Source organism: Marinobacter litoralis (assembly GCF_003336705.1).
In the GTDB taxonomy this organism is placed as follows: domain Bacteria; phylum Pseudomonadota; class Gammaproteobacteria; order Pseudomonadales; family Oleiphilaceae; genus Marinobacter; species Marinobacter litoralis.
Genome location: NZ_QMDL01000001.1, coordinates 386,288 through 402,443, shown reverse-complemented (window position 1 = coordinate 402,443; position 16,156 = coordinate 386,288). Strand labels below are relative to the sequence as shown.

13 protein-coding genes and 1 tRNA gene are annotated in these 16,156 nt (G+C 53.5%); 2 read left to right on the top strand and 12 right to left on the bottom strand.

Annotation, left to right across the window (positions count from 1 at the left end):
- Window positions 1-2: 2 nt before the first annotated feature.
- From DOQ08_RS01840 to DOQ08_RS01830, 3 genes are all read right to left on the bottom strand, one after another.
- A complete protein-coding gene (locus DOQ08_RS01840; protein WP_114333201.1) occupies window positions 3-887 on the bottom strand; it encodes an NAD(+) kinase in 885 nt (294 codons plus the stop codon).
- Between the two features lie 113 nt (window positions 888-1,000).
- A complete protein-coding gene (locus tag DOQ08_RS01835; protein WP_114333200.1) occupies window positions 1,001-2,221 on the bottom strand; it encodes a DNA repair protein in 1,221 nt (406 codons plus the stop codon).
- Between the two features lie 133 nt (window positions 2,222-2,354).
- Window positions 2,355-4,418: an NADPH-dependent 2,4-dienoyl-CoA reductase gene (locus DOQ08_RS01830; RefSeq protein ID WP_114333199.1), complete on the bottom strand. Its 2,064-nt coding sequence runs from the start codon at window positions 4,416-4,418 to the stop codon at window positions 2,355-2,357.
- 144 nt (window positions 4,419-4,562) lie between these two features.
- On the opposite strand from DOQ08_RS01830, the gene DOQ08_RS01825 reads away from it, so the two are divergent.
- Complete coding sequence (locus tag DOQ08_RS01825) at window positions 4,563-5,609, top strand: AraC family transcriptional regulator (RefSeq protein ID WP_114333198.1); 1,047 nt, start codon at window positions 4,563-4,565, stop codon at window positions 5,607-5,609.
- A 28-nt stretch (window positions 5,610-5,637) separates the two neighbouring features.
- On the opposite strand, the gene DOQ08_RS01820 is transcribed toward DOQ08_RS01825, so the two are convergent.
- Both DOQ08_RS01820 and DOQ08_RS01815 read right to left on the bottom strand, forming a co-directional pair.
- Window positions 5,638-5,714, bottom strand: a tRNA-Asp gene (locus DOQ08_RS01820).
- 118 nt (window positions 5,715-5,832) lie between these two features.
- On the bottom strand, window positions 5,833-6,864 hold the full coding sequence (locus tag DOQ08_RS01815) for an AraC family transcriptional regulator (RefSeq protein ID WP_114333197.1): 1,032 nt from the start codon (window positions 6,862-6,864) through the stop codon (window positions 5,833-5,835).
- A 254-nt stretch (window positions 6,865-7,118) separates the two neighbouring features.
- Here DOQ08_RS01815 and DOQ08_RS01810 point away from each other — a divergent pair, with 254 nt between their 5' ends.
- Window positions 7,119-7,997, top strand: a complete 879-nt coding sequence (locus tag DOQ08_RS01810; protein ID WP_114333196.1) for a MaoC/PaaZ C-terminal domain-containing protein — start codon at window positions 7,119-7,121, stop codon at window positions 7,995-7,997.
- 50 nt (window positions 7,998-8,047) lie between these two features.
- Here DOQ08_RS01810 and DOQ08_RS01805 read toward each other — a convergent pair whose 3' ends face one another.
- The 7 genes from DOQ08_RS01805 to DOQ08_RS01775 form a co-directional block, all read right to left on the bottom strand.
- The gene (locus DOQ08_RS01805) at window positions 8,048-9,613 is read right to left on the bottom strand and encodes an ATP-binding response regulator (RefSeq protein ID WP_114333195.1); all 1,566 of its coding nucleotides are present in this window, start codon (window positions 9,611-9,613) and stop codon (window positions 8,048-8,050) included.
- Window positions 9,614-9,665: 52 nt separating this feature from the next.
- On the bottom strand, window positions 9,666-10,286 hold the full coding sequence (gene fixJ / locus DOQ08_RS01800; protein WP_114333194.1) for a response regulator FixJ: 621 nt from the start codon (window positions 10,284-10,286) through the stop codon (window positions 9,666-9,668).
- Window positions 10,287-10,324: 38 nt separating this feature from the next.
- Window positions 10,325-12,733, bottom strand: coding sequence for a Lon protease family protein (locus DOQ08_RS01795; RefSeq protein WP_114333193.1), 2,409 nt, complete (start codon window positions 12,731-12,733; stop codon window positions 10,325-10,327).
- Between the two features lie 104 nt (window positions 12,734-12,837).
- The gene (locus DOQ08_RS01790) at window positions 12,838-13,299 is read right to left on the bottom strand and encodes a flavodoxin family protein (protein WP_114333192.1); all 462 of its coding nucleotides are present in this window, start codon (window positions 13,297-13,299) and stop codon (window positions 12,838-12,840) included.
- Window positions 13,300-13,321: 22 nt separating this feature from the next.
- A complete protein-coding gene (gene recA / locus DOQ08_RS01785) occupies window positions 13,322-14,371 on the bottom strand; it encodes a recombinase RecA (RefSeq protein WP_114333191.1) in 1,050 nt (349 codons plus the stop codon).
- A gap of 165 nt (window positions 14,372-14,536) precedes the next feature.
- Complete coding sequence (locus tag DOQ08_RS01780; protein WP_114333190.1) at window positions 14,537-15,037, bottom strand: nicotinamide-nucleotide amidohydrolase family protein; 501 nt, start codon at window positions 15,035-15,037, stop codon at window positions 14,537-14,539.
- Between the two features lie 14 nt (window positions 15,038-15,051).
- Window positions 15,052-16,146, bottom strand: a complete 1,095-nt coding sequence (locus tag DOQ08_RS01775) for an FAD-dependent oxidoreductase (RefSeq protein ID WP_114333189.1) — start codon at window positions 16,144-16,146, stop codon at window positions 15,052-15,054.
- Window positions 16,147-16,156: the final 10 nt, after the last annotated feature.

Sequence of the window (16,156 nt, the reverse complement as noted above, 5' to 3'; positions counted from 1 at the left end):
GATCAACTCGCTGCTATCTCGCTTGCCCACCCCAACTTGTCACGGCAGGTGGCGTAGAAATTGTGATCGGTCGGGTGAATAAGACGGATCTTGAATGGCTTTTTGGTGATTCGAATAATATCGCCGGGGGCACACGCAATGTTCATCTGGCCATCAAAACTGACTTGCGGATAGGTTTCATTAGTTTCACCGATCACCAGTTTAATCTCGCTCTTGCCATCGACGACGATCGGGCGGCTGCTCAAGGTATGGGGAAACATGGGAACCAATACAACAGCATCCAGCTTGGGGTGCATGATCGGGCCGCCTGCAGACAAAGAGTACGCCGTGGACCCCGTTGGCGTTGCAACGATCAGCCCGTCAGAACGCTGGCTATAGACAAAATGGCCGTCAATATACAAATCAAAACCGATCATCCGGGTCGATTTACCGGGATGGAGCACCACATCGTTCAGTGCTGACCCAAATCCCAGCGGCTGGCCGTTTCGTTCCACGTAACCATCCAGCAGGAAACGCGATTCTTCCATGTAGTCGCCCGCCAGAACCTGGGCCAGACGTTCTTCGAGATCCACCGGGGAAATATCGGTGAGAAATCCCAAACGGCCTCGATTCACACCGAGAATAGGCACTTTAGATTTCGCCAACTCCCGGGCCGCACCTAACAAGCTGCCGTCACCACCGACCACGATGACAAGATCACAGATTTCTCCCAACAATTTCTTGCTGGCAACCTGAAGACTGTGGCCCGGAATCATGGTGGCCGTATCTTCTTCGATAATGACCTGATAGTTATTGGCGGTCAGGTATTGCTTGAGCTGACGCAGCGACTCAACCACTTTCACGCTGCCCATGCGACCGATGATGCCGATATTCCTGAATTGATCCATGAAGTATCCCGTGGTGCCTATATGAGACAGGTGCAGCGACTTGCTGCCCTGAACTTTAACGTCGTTAGGGACAGTTTAACGAAACTGGCGCAGATACTAAAAAAAGTTCGATGTCAGTGCTTATGGGCGTCGCAACGATCGTCGATTCCCGCCTTGAATTCAGCCGGCTGGGTGACTCTCACAATAGGCTGGCTGCAGCGCTTTCCTGCTTCATTCGTGCTGACACACACCGGGCTCTCATAGTGTTCCAACCATTCTTTATAGGCTGACTCATTCATACCACAACGCGCAGCGGCGTACGCCAACGGATTCTTGAAATACTCACCAATATCGGCCGTTGGCAAAGTGATATGCCCCACCCCGTGATGATAGGCCACCAGGAATACCGAATGGTCATGGAGCTTTTCAAGCAACGAATCCTCTAACGGCTTTCGGTTTTTAAGCTCGTCGTTCTCCTGCTCCAGAGCATCAATGGCCTCATCGCGGAGCTGCAACTCGCGCTCTTTGCGCTCCAGTTGTTCCCGCAGCAATACCTGCTCCGCACTGGCTTTATCGTTAGATTCGGATTCTGTTGCCGCCATGCTTTGCTGCATAGACAAATACTGCTCATTGCGCTCTGCCAACCGTTGCTTCAGCTGCTCGTTGGTATGCCGCATGCGCTCGTGTTGTTGCTCGAGCTCCGCAAACTCCGACCGGAGCGCCTGCATTTCAAGTCGATGCTCTCGCTGTAAATCACCCAAGACCTCCCGGTGCACACTTTGAAGGGTTTTGATACGCAATCGATGCTCGCGAAGCAATTGAGCAATGCGGGCCCGCTCTTGAGACTCGTCACCTTGATCTTCAGCGGGGGTGTTCAGAATCGGAATGTGTTGCTCGACGCTTTCAACTTTTTGAAACCGCAGCGTATTAGCCTGAACCGATTTACGAATGGCGTGAAAATGACTGTTACCCGGCGTCATATCCGGGTCCCAGAGGAAGTCTTTAATGGTGGTATCAGGAGTCTGGCTTCGGCACACCAAACGGATCGCACCACCACCTAGATCCGGCCCTTTCGATCCTTGTTCTGCCAGCGCCTCAATGGGCAGATTCCATCGTCTATCGGCCTGCCCTTCTTCATCAAACCAAATTTTGAAGAACACAAGAGCCGCAACCGTCAGGTCCGGGTTCAGATTGACCAATACCGCGCGCACGTCAGTTTCAGCGAGATCCGACAGACCTACATAACCATCCAGAAACGCGCCGAACTCCGACAAACGCATTTGACGTGCAACGTCTACTCCATCCATGAAAAAAACTGCCGAGAGGGACTCGGCAGCTTGGCTGGCAATAACCATTAACCTTCTCCGTGCTTCGGGAACTCGATTACAAGGCGCCTTAGTAGGCGCCAAGACTCCAAATTGAGCGGTCTTTAGTACAGTCTAGCTAGACCTATCCCGAAACACAGAGAAAAACTGCAACGTTTTGTGATCAGATTTCAGCGGCCAACCGGCTACCCTGATCGATCGCTCGCTTGGCATCCAGTTCTGCAGCCACATCCGCACCACCGATCAGATGCACCGGCAATCCAGCAGCTTCCAACCCGGCCTGCAACTCGCGCAGTGGGTCCTGGCCGGCGCAGATAATCACCGTATCCACCGGCAACACCTTATCTTCACCTTTCTCGGCACCCTTCGGGGTCACAGTAATGTGCAGTCCTTCGTCATCGATCTTGCGATAGCTCACCCCTGGTATCATCTGGACATTCCGGTTTTTCAGGGACGTGCGATGAATCCAGCCGGTGGTCTTGCCGAGGTTCTTTCCAACCTTGGAGACTTTCCGCTGCAGGAGGTAAACCTCACGGGCCGGTGCCGGAACTTCAGCCTGTACACCTTTAATACCTCCGCGGTGCTCAACGGTCAGATCCACGCCCCACTCTTTCATAAAGTGCTCGGTATTCAAGGACGGCGACTCGCCTTCGTGGACAATAAACTCGGATACGTCGAAGCCAATGCCACCGGCACCGATGACGGCAACCTTCTGACCGACAGGCTTACGCTTCAGAATGGCATCCAGGTAACCGATCACTTTCGGGTGGTCGATACCTTCGATGTCAGGTGTACGTGGCTTAACACCGGTCGCCAGAACCACCTCATCAAATCCGCCCGCTTTCAAATCTGCTTCAGAAACACGGGTATTCAGGCGTACATCGACTCCGTGCTTATCGAGCATGACACGGAAATAGCGCAACGTTTCGTAGAATTCTTCCTTGCCCGGTATAAGCTTAGCCACGTTGAACTGACCGCCGATCTCGCTGGCATCATCAAACAGGGTCACCTTGTGGCCACGCTCCGCCGCTACGGTGGCAAAAGCAAGCCCCGCAGGCCCCGCACCGACAACAGCTATCGATTTAGGCTTCATGGTTTGCACGTAAACCAATTTGGTTTCGTTACAGGCTCTCGGGTTAACCAGGCAGGATGTCTCCTTGCCGCTGAAGGTGTGATCCAAACAGGCCTGGTTACAGCCGATGCAGGTGTTGATCTCTTCCGCACGGTCTTCGGCCGCCTTGAGCACCAACTCGGCATCCGCCAAAAATGGACGGGCCATAGAAACCATATCGGCATCTCCTTCCGCCAGAACCTTCTCGGCCACGTCTGGCATATTGATGCGGTTGGTGGTTACCAGCGGAATGCTCACTTCTTTCTTCATGCGTGCCGTCACCTTGGTGAAGGCCGCTCGCGGAACGGATGTGGCAATGGTTGGAACACGCGCTTCGTGCCAGCCAATACCCGTATTGATGATGGTCGCGCCCGCTTTTTCGATTTCTTTAGCAAGATGAACCACTTCTTCCCAGGTGCTGCCATCTTCAATCAGATCAAGCATCGACAGACGATAGATAATAATAAAGTTCTCACCCACCCGCTCACGAACGCGGCGCACAATCTCGATTGGTAGACGAATGCGATTCTCATAACTGCCACCCCAACGATCGGTGCGGTGGTTGGTATGCGACACAATGAACTGGTTGATGAAGTAGCCTTCTGAACCCATGATCTCGACGCCGTCATATCCGGCACGCTGGGCCAAGGCCGCACAGTTTACATAATCTTCGATTTGCCCCTGGATGCCCTCTTCATCAAGCTCTTTGGGCTTGAACGGGTTAATAGGGGCTTGAATGGCAGAGGGCGCTACCAGAGCCGGAGAGTAGGCATAGCGGCCGGCATGAAGAATCTGCATGCAGATCTTGCCATCGGCCTCATGGACAGCCTGAGTAATCACCTTATGTGAATCAGACTCTTCCTCATTCGTCATTTTCGCGGCGTGCTGGAATACCGCGCCTTCAGCGTTCGGCCCGATACCGCCAGTAACGATAAGCCCGACCCCGCCGCGCGCTCGCTCGGCGTAGAATGTCGCAAGGCGCTCGATGCCTTCTTGCGACTCCTCCAGCCCGGTGTGCATCGAACCCATCAAGGCCCGATTGCGCAAGGTGGTAAAACCAAGATCCAGAGGCTCCAGAAGATGCGGGTATTTGCTGGCACCAGGGCTTTTGGTCATCGATGTGCTCCTCATCATATGTCTTATCAGGCCGGGGAAGTCTCCCCGCTTATGTTATGGCGATTACATTACCCAGCCGACCGCCCACCAACAATATCCTGAAACTACATTTGACTATCTTTAGATAACATCAATAATAAAGCCATGACCCTACAAACACGCCCCAAAGCCACAAACGCCTTAGGCGACATCAGCCTTCTCTACGTATCGGTAATGCTACGGGCCATTGAAGCGGAAGGTGGCGCAACCGAAAAACTCAAAACTCAATTTCACCTGAGCGATTCGGCGCTTGCCTCACCGGACTCTCGAATCAGCATCCCGCGTTACATGAGACTGGGGCATGCCGGAATCTCCCTGACAGGCAATCGCGCACTCGGGTTAAGAATGGGCGCCTTGACCCGCCCTGCAGACACCGGACTGGCCGGGCTCGCCGCTGAAACAGCCCACTCAGTGGGCCAGGCATTGTCAACGCTTATCCGGTACTCACTACTTACCAGCGAGAACTCCCGAGGCGAGCCGTCGCTTGATAAAACCGGTCGGCTTGCGCGCTTTCATTCCATCGCCCCCTACAATCAATACAACTATTTTGTTGTCGATTCGATTCTGGCCGCTTGGGTACAACTCGCCCGCCACATGACCGGTCGCTACGATGTCCTCGAAAGAGTTCGCATCGAATATCCATCGATCGGTCAGGACGAATTGTTTGAAAGCTGGTTCCGCTGCCCGGTCGAATTTAGCGCCACGGAAAACTCGATTCAGCTGAAAGAAAGTGTGTGGCACCACCCCCCCGCACAAGCCCATCCAGCAATGCACAACAAGCTGACCCAGTGGTGCGAGGACGAACTCAGGGAGATACGACAAGGCTGGAGTGTGGCCGACCGCGTACAGCGGCTATTAACGCCGCTGCTCAGAGGGGAGACCCCTACCTTGGAGACATTAGCAGCCAAACTGGGCACTACGCCCTGGACACTGCAACGGCAGCTAAGCTCAGAAGGAACCGGGTTCAGGCAACTGCTGGATAAAACAAGGAAACAACTGGCGCAGGACTATATCCGGGAAACCAATGCGTCGCTTTCTGAAATTGCATGGCTACTGGGCTTTGCCAACCCGCCAGCATTCCACAAAGCCTATCAACGCTGGTACGGAATCAGTCCGGGCGAAAGCCGGAAAGCGATACGTCAGGGAACTTGAATCAGAAAAAACGAGAAGAGAAGAAAAATGGCGGAGCGGACGGGACTCGAACCCGCGACCCCCGGCGTGACAGGCCGGTATTCTAACCAACTGAACTACCGCTCCGCGCGGGCTGTCTTTGCAAGCGGTGATTGCTTGCTGACAACGAGGCGGAATTATATAGACCCCGACCGCTATGTCAACGCTTTCTCGAAACTTTTTTCATTTTTCTCTAAATTGATCATTAAGCAGTCACTTCTGTGACATCTTTGCTTTGAGCCGTCTTGCGATACTCGATCGGCGTCATGTTGGACCAGCGCTTGAACGCCCGGTAAAACGTGCTCGGCTCGGAAAATCCGGTCAGATAAACGATCTCGTCGATTGACTCGTCCGTTGTTGCCAGTAACTGCCTGGCAAGCCGGTAACGGAAATCCGCCAGCACCTGATTAAAGCTGGTTTCAGCCTCGGTCAAGCGGGTACGAAGCGTGCGAGGCTTGATATCCAACCGCTCAGCGACGGAATCCAGCGTTACTTCACCACTGTCGAGCAACTCAGCCACGATACGCTCCACAGCGCCAACGATATCCTTCTTTTCGAGTCGCGCAACCTGCTCGCTGGCAAAGCGCTCATGCAACGCCAACAACTCGGGCTCTGCATGTGGCGACGCATACGACAGCACTTCAACCGGAAAATACAGTCGGTTTTCCTCAGCACCAAACACCACGTCACAGCCCAGAACTTCTTTTACATGTTCAATGCCGCGATCGCGATCGTGCTCAAACTCAATGCGGGACGGATGAAAGCGGTCGCCAGTGATTGACTTGAAAAAGGTAACCAGCCCCTGCACAAAGCATTCATTGAAATGTTTCAGCCGGCGCACTTCTTCTGAGGCCGCATCCAACACCATGCAGGCTTCGTTCCCTTCGATCAGAAAGGCGGTGTTTGCCGCGTCGCTAAGTAAGCGCTGATAGTTTTGAGCTCGGCGAAGGCCTTCGCCAAAGGTAGGACTACTTAAAAACAAATACTCAAGAACCTGCCCTTTGTAGGGTGGCAATGCGGCCCCTAAATGCAATCCGATGTCCGGATCTTCCGATTCATCTTCGACCGCCTGCCAGAAATACAGCTGCGCACTGTGGGGTGTTCGAAGCTGTTCGGTGTATACATAACTTTCATCTACGCCCAATCGACTAAAAACCGCGTCGGTATCGATACCTTTCCTTTTCATCGCTTCGTAGATCAAGCGCAACATCACACCCGCATCACGTAATTCCTGCATAGTTTCCCTTGTATCCCGCGTTTTTATAGTTAACAGCGATATCCTTGGCCCACTGGACAAAGCCCCAAGCATGCCTGGTCAATGCCCGTTGTCATGGGGTTTGACAGACTTCCTCGCAGCCGCGACTTAGGCCAATGGCTAATATCATATCAGGCCATAGAAGGTTAGTTGAACTAAATCACAAAAATAACCTAAACAATGCAACTAACTGTCATTCACACTACGACGACAACCCGGCAACGGAGAAAGTCTCAATGCCAGAATCGACTATTTACCGCAACAAGACCCCTAATCTGCTTCCACTTTTTGGCCGGGCGCTCCTTCCTAAACAGCAGAAACCGAGCGAAAACACACACATCCCAAAACTTCAGGCTGAAGTCGTCGGTATTGCCACCGACACCGATTCGTTGCCCAACTACCGCAAAGTATGCGGCTTCAAGGCGGGGTCTCAATTGCCGGCCACCTGGCCCCACATTCTGGCCTTTCCTCTGCATTTGAAGCTACTGACCGACCCCAAGTTTCCCCTGCCCTTGCTTGGGCTGGTACACATTCGCAACAGCATCACTCAATATCGCCCCATTATGACCGGCGAAAATCTGGATATTCGCGTAACACTGGGAAACCAACAGCGAACGGACAAAGGCATTGAGTTTGATTTGGTGACCGAAGCCCGCTCTGCCGGCGCTCTCATCTGGGAAGAAACCAGCACTAACCTCTTCCGCATGGCACGCCCTAAAACTACTGAATCCAAACCGGAATCAACACGCAAAAAGCCGGAAACCTTGCCGTTTACCGAACTGATGACCGCCCCGGAAAATATCGGCAGACAGTACGCAAAGGTTGCTGGCGACCAAAACCCGATTCATCTTTACGCATTGACCGCAAAAGCCTTCGGATTCCCCAGAGCGATCGCACACGGGATGTGGAGCAAGGCACATGCACTTGCGCAGCTGGAACAGAGAGACGATTGGAAGGAAGGCGCCTTCACCATCACGTGCCAGTTTAAAACCCCGCTACTGCTTCCAGGAACGGCACAACTTAACTGGCAGGAAGGCCACGATGGCTGGGACTATCAGGTTCTGAACTCAAAAGGCACGGCACCGCATCTGAGCGGCCGTGTAGACTGGCTCTGAGGGAGCCAGAAGAACAAAAAGACTGCCTGACCAATCAGGCAGTCTTTTTTTTACTCGGCAGTGCAAGCATCGTCACCCGCGCCTGCGACGGGAAGCGTGAAGTAAAAGCAGGCTCCTACTCCATCAGGTCGCTCGTAGCCTATCTCCCCGCCCTGCGCCTGTATCAACGAGCGGCAGGTTGCCAAACCGATACCCATACCGTCCTCTTTCGTGGTGAAGAAAGGGTGAAACAGCTTATCTTCCGCCTCTTCAGCAACACCCACGCCGTGGTCCCGAACCTGCACGCGTACGCATTTCTCGCCACAGCGACGAGCCGTGACCTCGACGGGCGCTGAGGAGCCGGCGGCTCGAGTCGCCTCCAGAGCATTTCGAATGAAGTTCAGGGCCACCTGCTGCACCTGCACCGGGTCCGCAACCACATCCGGCAAGTCATCCTCGACAACCACCTCAATTCCGCCTTCGTTGTTGCGCATATCCACTTCCGCAAACTGGCGGGTATCTTCAAGCAGCGTGGGCACCGCCAGCTTTTCTTTTCCGGTCGCCGGTTTTTTCATAAACCGGCGAATGCGACGGATGATCTCGCTGGCCCGGTGGGACTGCGCCTCAATCTTCCCCATGGTTTCGTTCAGCAAGGAGAGATCCGGGTTCTCCTTAGCCATCACTCGTCCTGAAACCCGCGCGTAATTCGAAATGGCCGTCAAAGGCTGATTAACCTCGTGCGCAAACCCCGCCGCCATTTCACCCATGGTGGTCAAACGCGAGGTGTGGGCCAGCTGATCCCTTTGCTCTTGAACAAGAGCGCGCGCTTCTTCCAAAGCGCGCTCGTTGTTGAGTTCGACGGTAATATCACGGAACACCACTACCGCCCCATGCAACTCGTCATTGTCCAGTTTAGGGGTTGCCCGATACTCTGCAGGGAAAGCGCCGCCATCAACCCGTTGCAACTGGATATTGCGCTGATGCTCTGCCACGCCCTGGCGACAGGTACCCATCACAGGCAGGCATATATCACTGTCGGACGCGGTGGCAAAATGCAGGTCAAAGAAGTTTTTCCCGATGAGATCTTCCACAGGACAGTTCACGATCAGCGCAGCAGCCTGATTCGCAAACTCGATGACGCCATTCTCATCCAGCCCGTAAATACCTTCGCTGATGGAATTAAGGATACGGGCCTGGTCGCTGACCAGCTCACGATTGCGGGCCTGAAGCTCTCTCTCAAGCCGAATGACTTTGGCGTGGGTGTCCACGCGCGCAATCACTTCCTGCGACTGGAACGGCTTGGAAATATAATCGGCACCGCCCAGCGAAAACCCTTTCACTTTGGAAGACAGGTCATCTAGGGCTGACAGAAAAACCACGGCGCAGTCGGAGGTGACCGGATCGTCCTTAAGGCGCTTACACACCTCGTAGCCATCCATTTCCGGCATCATAATATCCAGCAGAATAACTTCAGGGCGGTGACGGTGTGCGAGATCCAAGGCTTTCGCGCCTTCATTGGCAATCAGCAATCGATACCCTTTGTCTTTCAGGGTCTCGTAAAGAACCTTCAGGTTCTGCGGATTATCATCCACCAACAGAACCGTCACCTCTGAGTTTTCACTGGCAATTGCAGTCATAGTCAACCTAATCGGTTATAAAGATTCTGGCATGATGACCATACCAGCCCGATCAGTCGATAAGGTCCTTTACGGACAGCACCATGCGCACAAGGTGTGCGAGGGAATGCGTTCCCATCTTGTGCATGACCCGCGAACGATGAATTTCAACGGTGCGCTGGCTGATTTCCAGTTCAATGGCGATGACTTTGTTTGCCTGGCCGGCAATCATCCGGTCCATGATTTCGGTTTCTCTCGGAGTCAGGCTTTTCACTCGGCGAACGATCTCGAGACGCTCACCCAAGGTCTTGCGCTGCTCCCGATCCTGTTCAAGGGCCGCTTCGATCTTTTCCAGAAGCGCCTCTTCCCGATAGGGCTTCTGAATGAAGTCCACTGCACCTTCTTTCATGGCATCAACCGCCATAGGTACATCACCATGCCCTGTCACGAAGATGATCGGCAAGATGGAGTGCTTTTCGTTGAGCTTTTTCTGCAACTCCATGCCATCCATACCGGGCATCCGGATATCCAGCACAATGCAGCCTGCCATCTCTTCTGAATAATCTTTCAGGAAAGCGCCTGCATTTTCGTAGGTTTTCACCGGCTTGCTGTCGGATTTAAGCAACAATGCCAACGAATCACGGACGGCTTCATCGTCCTCTACTACGTACACAGTCTGCGGGGTATCAGTCATGAAAGTTCACTCTCCTGTCCGTTTTTTTATAGGGCCACTCAGTGAATGGAAGGATCTTTTTGATCGTCCCGAGCGTGCTCCTGGCGTTCATGTTCACGCATTTTTTCTAATCGTTGCTGGATAATGCCAAAAACGCTCTGCTTAGGGTACCTGCCTTTGCTATCGGCTTTACCTGCCGGCTTGCCCAACAACAGTGTAATCGCCTCTTCTACGCGGGCAACCGGGTGCACTGAAAACTTACCAGCCTTAGCGGCTTGAAGCACTTCACTATCCAACATCAGGTTCTGTACGTTGGTGTGGGGGATAATCACTCCCTGGGTACCGGTTAGGCCACTTTTCAGCTCACAAGTAGTAAAGAAACCTTCGATTTTTTCGTTCACACCACCAATGGGCTGAACCTCTCCAAACTGGTTGACCGAACCCGTAATCGCCAAATCCTGACGTACAGGCACCTCCGACAAAGCGGAGATCAACGCAACCAGCTCAGCCAACGAAGCACTGTCACCATCCACCTCTCCATAGTTCTGCTCGAAGGTCAGACTGGCAGACAAGTGCATCGGATCGTTCATGGCAAAATGCGAGGCCAGCCATGAACTGAGGATCATCACCCCCTTGGAATGGATGTTTCCACCCAACTTCACATCACGCTCGATGTCGATGATTTCACCGTCACCATAGTAGCAAGAAGCGGTAACCCGGTTGGATAATCCGAATTCGAAGCCGCCCGTCGATAACACGGACAAAGCGTTCACCTGCCCTACACAGGTACCGGTGGTGCTCACCAGCGTTGTCCCGTCCCGAATGGAATCGTAAAAATGATCACGAATTCGGCTATCTCGATAACGAGCACTTTCGAGCGCCCGGGTCACGTGTACGTCGCTAATCAACCGAGCGCCCGCCTGTCGCGCCCAGAAATCGGACTCTCTGAGAAGGTTGGCAATATCAGCGGCGTGTAAGGACAGGCGGTCTTGATGTTCTGCTCTGCGCGCACTGTACTCTATGATTCGGGCCACCGCTTTCGTGTTGCAGTGCAACAGTTTTTTCTCTACCGCCAGGCTGGCAATAAACTTGGCGTACTGCACCTGACTGTCGATGGTGCGATGCATTTCGTTTTCAAAGTCTGCTGTCACCCGGAACAGCTCTGCAAACTCAGGATCGTATTCCTGAAGCAGCATCCAAGTTTCCCGATCCCCGAATAGAACAATTTTTACGTCCAGAGGAACCGCCTCCGGCTCAACAGAGATAGTGCCAGATAGGGTTAACTCCCGCTCGAGGGAATTAATTTCAATGGTATGAGACCGAAGCGCTCGCTTCAAAGCATCCCAAACAAATGGTTGCTCCAGCACCTTTTCGGCGTCCATCAGCAGGTACCCACCGTTGGCACGGTGCAGGCTGCCCGGCCTAATCAACGAGAAATCCGTGAACACGGTACCCTTGTAAGTTACGTTCTCTACGTAACCGAACAGGCTGTGATAGGTCGGATTCTCTTCTACCACCACTGGGACTTCGTTGTTGGTTTGATGAACCAGCAAGTTAATCAGGTAACGACGGGGCGCCTTTCTATCCAACGAAGCATAGGCCATTGCCGCCTGCTCTTCGCCGTCTTCCAGAAAAATATCGAGATTTTCAGCCAGGTCTTTGCGTACGGCTTTCAGGTATGCGACCACATCCGAATACTTTTCATACTTGGCTTCCAATTCATCTAACTGATGCCCGGAGATACCTTCAAGCGTTTCCTGATTTAAAGCCTGCTGTTTTTCAGCGTACTCCATTTCCCAGTCGGCCAATTTTCGAAGTGCTTGCCGGAGCTTCTTCTCCAGCTTGTTAATGACTTCTTCAAATTTGTCCCGCTGAGCATCCGTTAAATCTTTAAAGCTTTCCGGCGTATGGGGCTGATCTCCGTTCATGGCAACCAACCGGTATCCACCCGGTGTCGTTACGGTCAGGCTAACCTTTTTGCGCCGAGCTTGTGCAGCCACCTTCTCCAACTCGTCTTCCTGCATTTTGACGTAGTCGTTTTTCAGGCTTTCAGCTCTTTCCAGAAAACCGTCCCCCTCGAACGTCTGGGGGATCATTTTGACCAAACGGGACATCAATTTGTCCATGTCCTGTTTCAGTTGATGCCCCATGCCCGCAGGTAACTTCAGCAGCTTTGGATTTCTGGGTTCATCGAAATTGGCGACATAGCACCAGTCGTGGATCTGCTGCTTTGAATCGGTGTGGTGCTCCAGGTAGCGCAGCATCATCGTGCGCTTACCCAAACCGTTTCGGCCAACCGCGTACACGTTGTACCCACCGTGAGGCATGGCTAACGCAAAGCGAACGGCTTCTTCCGCTCGGTTTTGGCCGACGATCTCGGCCAGCGGCTCCAATTGCCGGGTAGTTTTAAATGGCAGGTCTTTCAGAATACAAGCTTTGTACAACTGGTGCAGCGGCAATGACTTCAAGTTTGGTACCCGTCGAGGTCGATTTCAAATGGTAAAAACAACCTTGCATTGTAGTGCTTGCGCTGCTGACTGTCGCCTATCACTTCCGGTTTTAGCGAATTGAATTAAACCAAACCAGCATCCAGACTAGCGGCCACGTACATACCCAACTCTTCGCACTGTTCGACAAATTCTTCTTTATACTCGCCGCGGCAGGTCAGAGGCTCTTTAATCAGCTTCCAACGCAATCCGGTAGTAATACTTTCAATCGCCCGGCGCGTACCCGTGCCATCATGGCCGGCACGAACGTAAAAAGCGAAAGGGAGACCTTGTGTCTCTTCAAGACAGGGGTAATAACTTCGATCAAAGAAGTCTTTGAGGGCGCCCGACATATAGCCGAGGTTTTCGGTGGTACCGAGGATGATGGCATCACAGGCCAACACATCCTCGGGACCGGCTTCCAGCGGTGCTTTCACAACCACTTCCACCGATTCAATATCCGGATGGCGGGCGCCGCTTTCAACAGCGTCCCGCAACCGCAAAGTGTTTGGAGATGGGGCATGGGCTACTATGAGCAGTCGCTTCATAACTCACCTCCTAACGGTGCAATTAAAGCAATTCGCCGTTTGCCTCAGCCGGTACGGCTTCTGCCTCGTCTTTTTTCTTCACAGGCTTTGGCATCAGCTTATCACGAACTTTGGCTTCGATTTCCTGAGCCACATCCAAATGCTCTTCCAGATACTTACACGCATTTGCTTTGCCCTGACCAATCTTGTCGCCGTTATAGGCGTACCACGCACCGGCCTTATCCACAAAGCCTTCTTTTACGCCCATATCAAGCACTTCGGCCATGTGGTAGATGCCTTTACCGTACATGATCTGGAACTCGGCCTGTCTGAATGGCGGAGACACCTTGTTTTTAACAACCTTAACGCGGGTTTCGTTGCCCACCACTTCGTCACCGTCTTTGACCGCACCAATACGACGAATATCCAGACGTACAGACGAGTAAAACTTCAGTGCGTTACCGCCGGTGGTGGTTTCTGGCGAACCGAACATGACACCGATCTTCATTCGAATCTGGTTGATAAACACCATCAGACAGTTGGCATGTTTGACGTTACCGGTCAGCTTACGCAGCGCTTGAGACATCAAACGAGCCTGAAGGCCAACGTGGCTGTCGCCCATCTCGCCTTCAATTTCCGCCTTGGGTGTCAGGGCCGCTACCGAGTCCACAATAATCACGTCGATGGCGTTGGAACGCACCAGCATGTCGGCAATTTCCAGCGCTTGCTCACCGGTATCAGGCTGCGAGACCAGCAGGTCGTCCACGTTAACGCCCAGCTTCTCAGCGTAGATCGGGTCAAGTGCGTGTTCGGCATCGATAAACGCACAGGTTTTACCCTGCTTCTGTGCTTCGGCGATAACCTGCAGGGTCAAGGTGGTTTTACCCGAGCTTTCTGGGCCGTAAATCTCAACAATCCGGCCGTATGGCAAGCCACCTATACCCAAAGCGACATCAAGCCCCAGGGAGCCGGTAGATACCGCAGGAATGGCTTCGCGGGGCTGGTCGCCCATTTTCATCACGGCACCTTTGCCGAACTGGCGCTCAATCTGGCCAAGTGCTGCGCTGAGTGCTTTCTTGCGGTTGTCTTCCATTATTGCCCACCTTGTTTACCTGAACGGCTGACCCTCACAATGGTTGTGGTCAGCACCGATATTCAAAAGAAAACACCGGAGGCTCTCCAGTGCTTTTCCTGTATATTTGAACAGTATTAAAACATAAGCGTTGGCAGAGACCAACCCCCGCCAAAGCGAAAAACATCACAGCTTGCGAAGAAACTCCGTAACCCCTTGCAGGACATACAAAACCGCCTGGCGCCGCACCTGATCACGGTCGCCATCAAAGCACCTCACGCTGCTTTCGGTAGGTTCGCCCCGGGCTCCCCACGCAAACCAGACAGTACCTACAGGCTTTTCCTCGCTTCCGCCCCCCGGGCCGGCGATGCCACTGATGGCTACCGCAACATCAACGCCTGCTGCTTTTATCGCTCCGGCAACCATTTGGCGAACCACGATTTCGCTCACGGCACCGTGAACTTCCAGAGCCGTCGCTTCTACGCCAAGAATCGCCTTTTTGGCTTCGTTACTGTAGGTCACCAGCCCCGCCATTACATACGACGATGAGCCCGCCCTATCGGTCAGTACCTTGGCTACCCAACCACCGGTGCAACTCTCGGCAGTCGCTATCGTTCGGCCTTGTTTTTCCAGCAATACGGCCAACTCATTGCCCGCGCGCTCAAGCGCCTGATCAGATGCCTGCATGGCTTAATCTCCCGTTAGAAACCTTCCACAAACCCACGGTCAATTTTGTCTTTCAAACGCCAGACCCACCTTCCGGAGAACGCGAGCGGACCGTAACTTCCTATCGCAAATTTATCCCCACAGGAAAGAAGGTACAGCGTATGAGGACGCGGCTGAAAAGCCACAAACTCACTCGCTTCTGTTGCTGCCCGTAAATTGGCCGCCAGCACCGGGGCTGCACGAACCGCATGGACACCAGAACGACTTAATGCCTGATCCAGTCGACTGCAAACGTCTCCCGCTGCAAACACTCGCGGATGGGACAGGCTTTGCTGATACTCATTCACCAACACAAAACCTTGCGTGTCTAAGGCCAAGCCGCTCGTTTTCAGAAAAGGGAAGGCCTCTGAGCCAGTTACGGCTATAACCAGATCCGGGCTCAGACTCGCGCCGTCAGTCAGGGTTAAGTGTCGGCCCGCCGCTTCCCCACGCTGCTCAATCACCTCTACTCCCAACTGCACCAACTTCCGGCGGGCCAATTTACGTATGCGCGGACGAAAGTCCGGCAAAAGTCCCTGCTTACCGGTTACCAAGCTCAACCGGCGCTGCGCCCCAGTTCCACTCGGCATGGCATGAGCCACCGCCATCGCCAACTCGGCACCCGCTGCACCACCGCCTACCAGCACCCAATGCAACGCCTGCCCATCCGCCCGCTCATAACGCTGCGACCAACGCTGCTGAAACTGCTCCAAGGGTTTAACGCTGAGTATCGAACCGGTGTACCCCCGCAGGCTCTCAAGATTGGTTTGTGCGCCGATGTCGATTGAAAGCCAGTCATAATCCAGTGACTCGCCACCTGCCAGCCGAATCTGCCGATTATCCGCTTGAATATCCACCACGCTATCGAGCACGATTTTGGCTCCAGCCGCAAGAGCCAGCGATTGTGCGTCAACCCGGCATTGATCAACGGAGTAATGCCCAGCAAGCCACCCGGGAATCATGCCCGAGTAGTATTGCCATGCTGAGGGCGTGACCAACACCAATTCCACGTCTTTCAGAGGCGAATTCGACCACTGCTTCAAGACGAGCAAATGTGAATGCCCTGCCCCCATTAAAACCAGTCGTTTCATGGCGTCTCCG

Bases quoted from the DNA above. Each gene is read 5' to 3' on its own strand.
- DOQ08_RS01775 (WP_114333189.1), bottom strand. From the start codon at position 16,146: ATGAAACGACTGGTTTTAATGGGGGCAGGGCATTCACATTTGCTCGTC.
- DOQ08_RS01810 (WP_114333196.1), top strand. From the start codon at position 7,119: ATGCCAGAATCGACTATTTACCGCAACAAGACCCCTAATCTGCTTCCA.
- DOQ08_RS01815 (WP_114333197.1), bottom strand. From the start codon at position 6,864: ATGCAGGAATTACGTGATGCGGGTGTGATGTTGCGCTTGATCTACGAA.
- DOQ08_RS01825 (WP_114333198.1), top strand. From the start codon at position 4,563: ATGACCCTACAAACACGCCCCAAAGCCACAAACGCCTTAGGCGACATC.
- DOQ08_RS01835 (WP_114333200.1), bottom strand. From the start codon at position 2,221: ATGGTTATTGCCAGCCAAGCTGCCGAGTCCCTCTCGGCAGTTTTTTTC.
- DOQ08_RS01790 (WP_114333192.1), bottom strand. From the start codon at position 13,299: ATGAAGCGACTGCTCATAGTAGCCCATGCCCCATCTCCAAACACTTTG.
- DOQ08_RS01780 (WP_114333190.1), bottom strand. From the start codon at position 15,037: ATGCAGGCATCTGATCAGGCGCTTGAGCGCGCGGGCAATGAGTTGGCC.
- DOQ08_RS01805 (WP_114333195.1), bottom strand. From the start codon at position 9,613: ATGACTGCAATTGCCAGTGAAAACTCAGAGGTGACGGTTCTGTTGGTG.
- DOQ08_RS01830 (WP_114333199.1), bottom strand. From the start codon at position 4,418: ATGACCAAAAGCCCTGGTGCCAGCAAATACCCGCATCTTCTGGAGCCT.
- fixJ (WP_114333194.1), bottom strand. From the start codon at position 10,286: ATGACTGATACCCCGCAGACTGTGTACGTAGTAGAGGACGATGAAGCC.
- DOQ08_RS01840 (WP_114333201.1), bottom strand. From the start codon at position 887: ATGGATCAATTCAGGAATATCGGCATCATCGGTCGCATGGGCAGCGTG.
- recA (WP_114333191.1), bottom strand. From the start codon at position 14,371: ATGGAAGACAACCGCAAGAAAGCACTCAGCGCAGCACTTGGCCAGATT.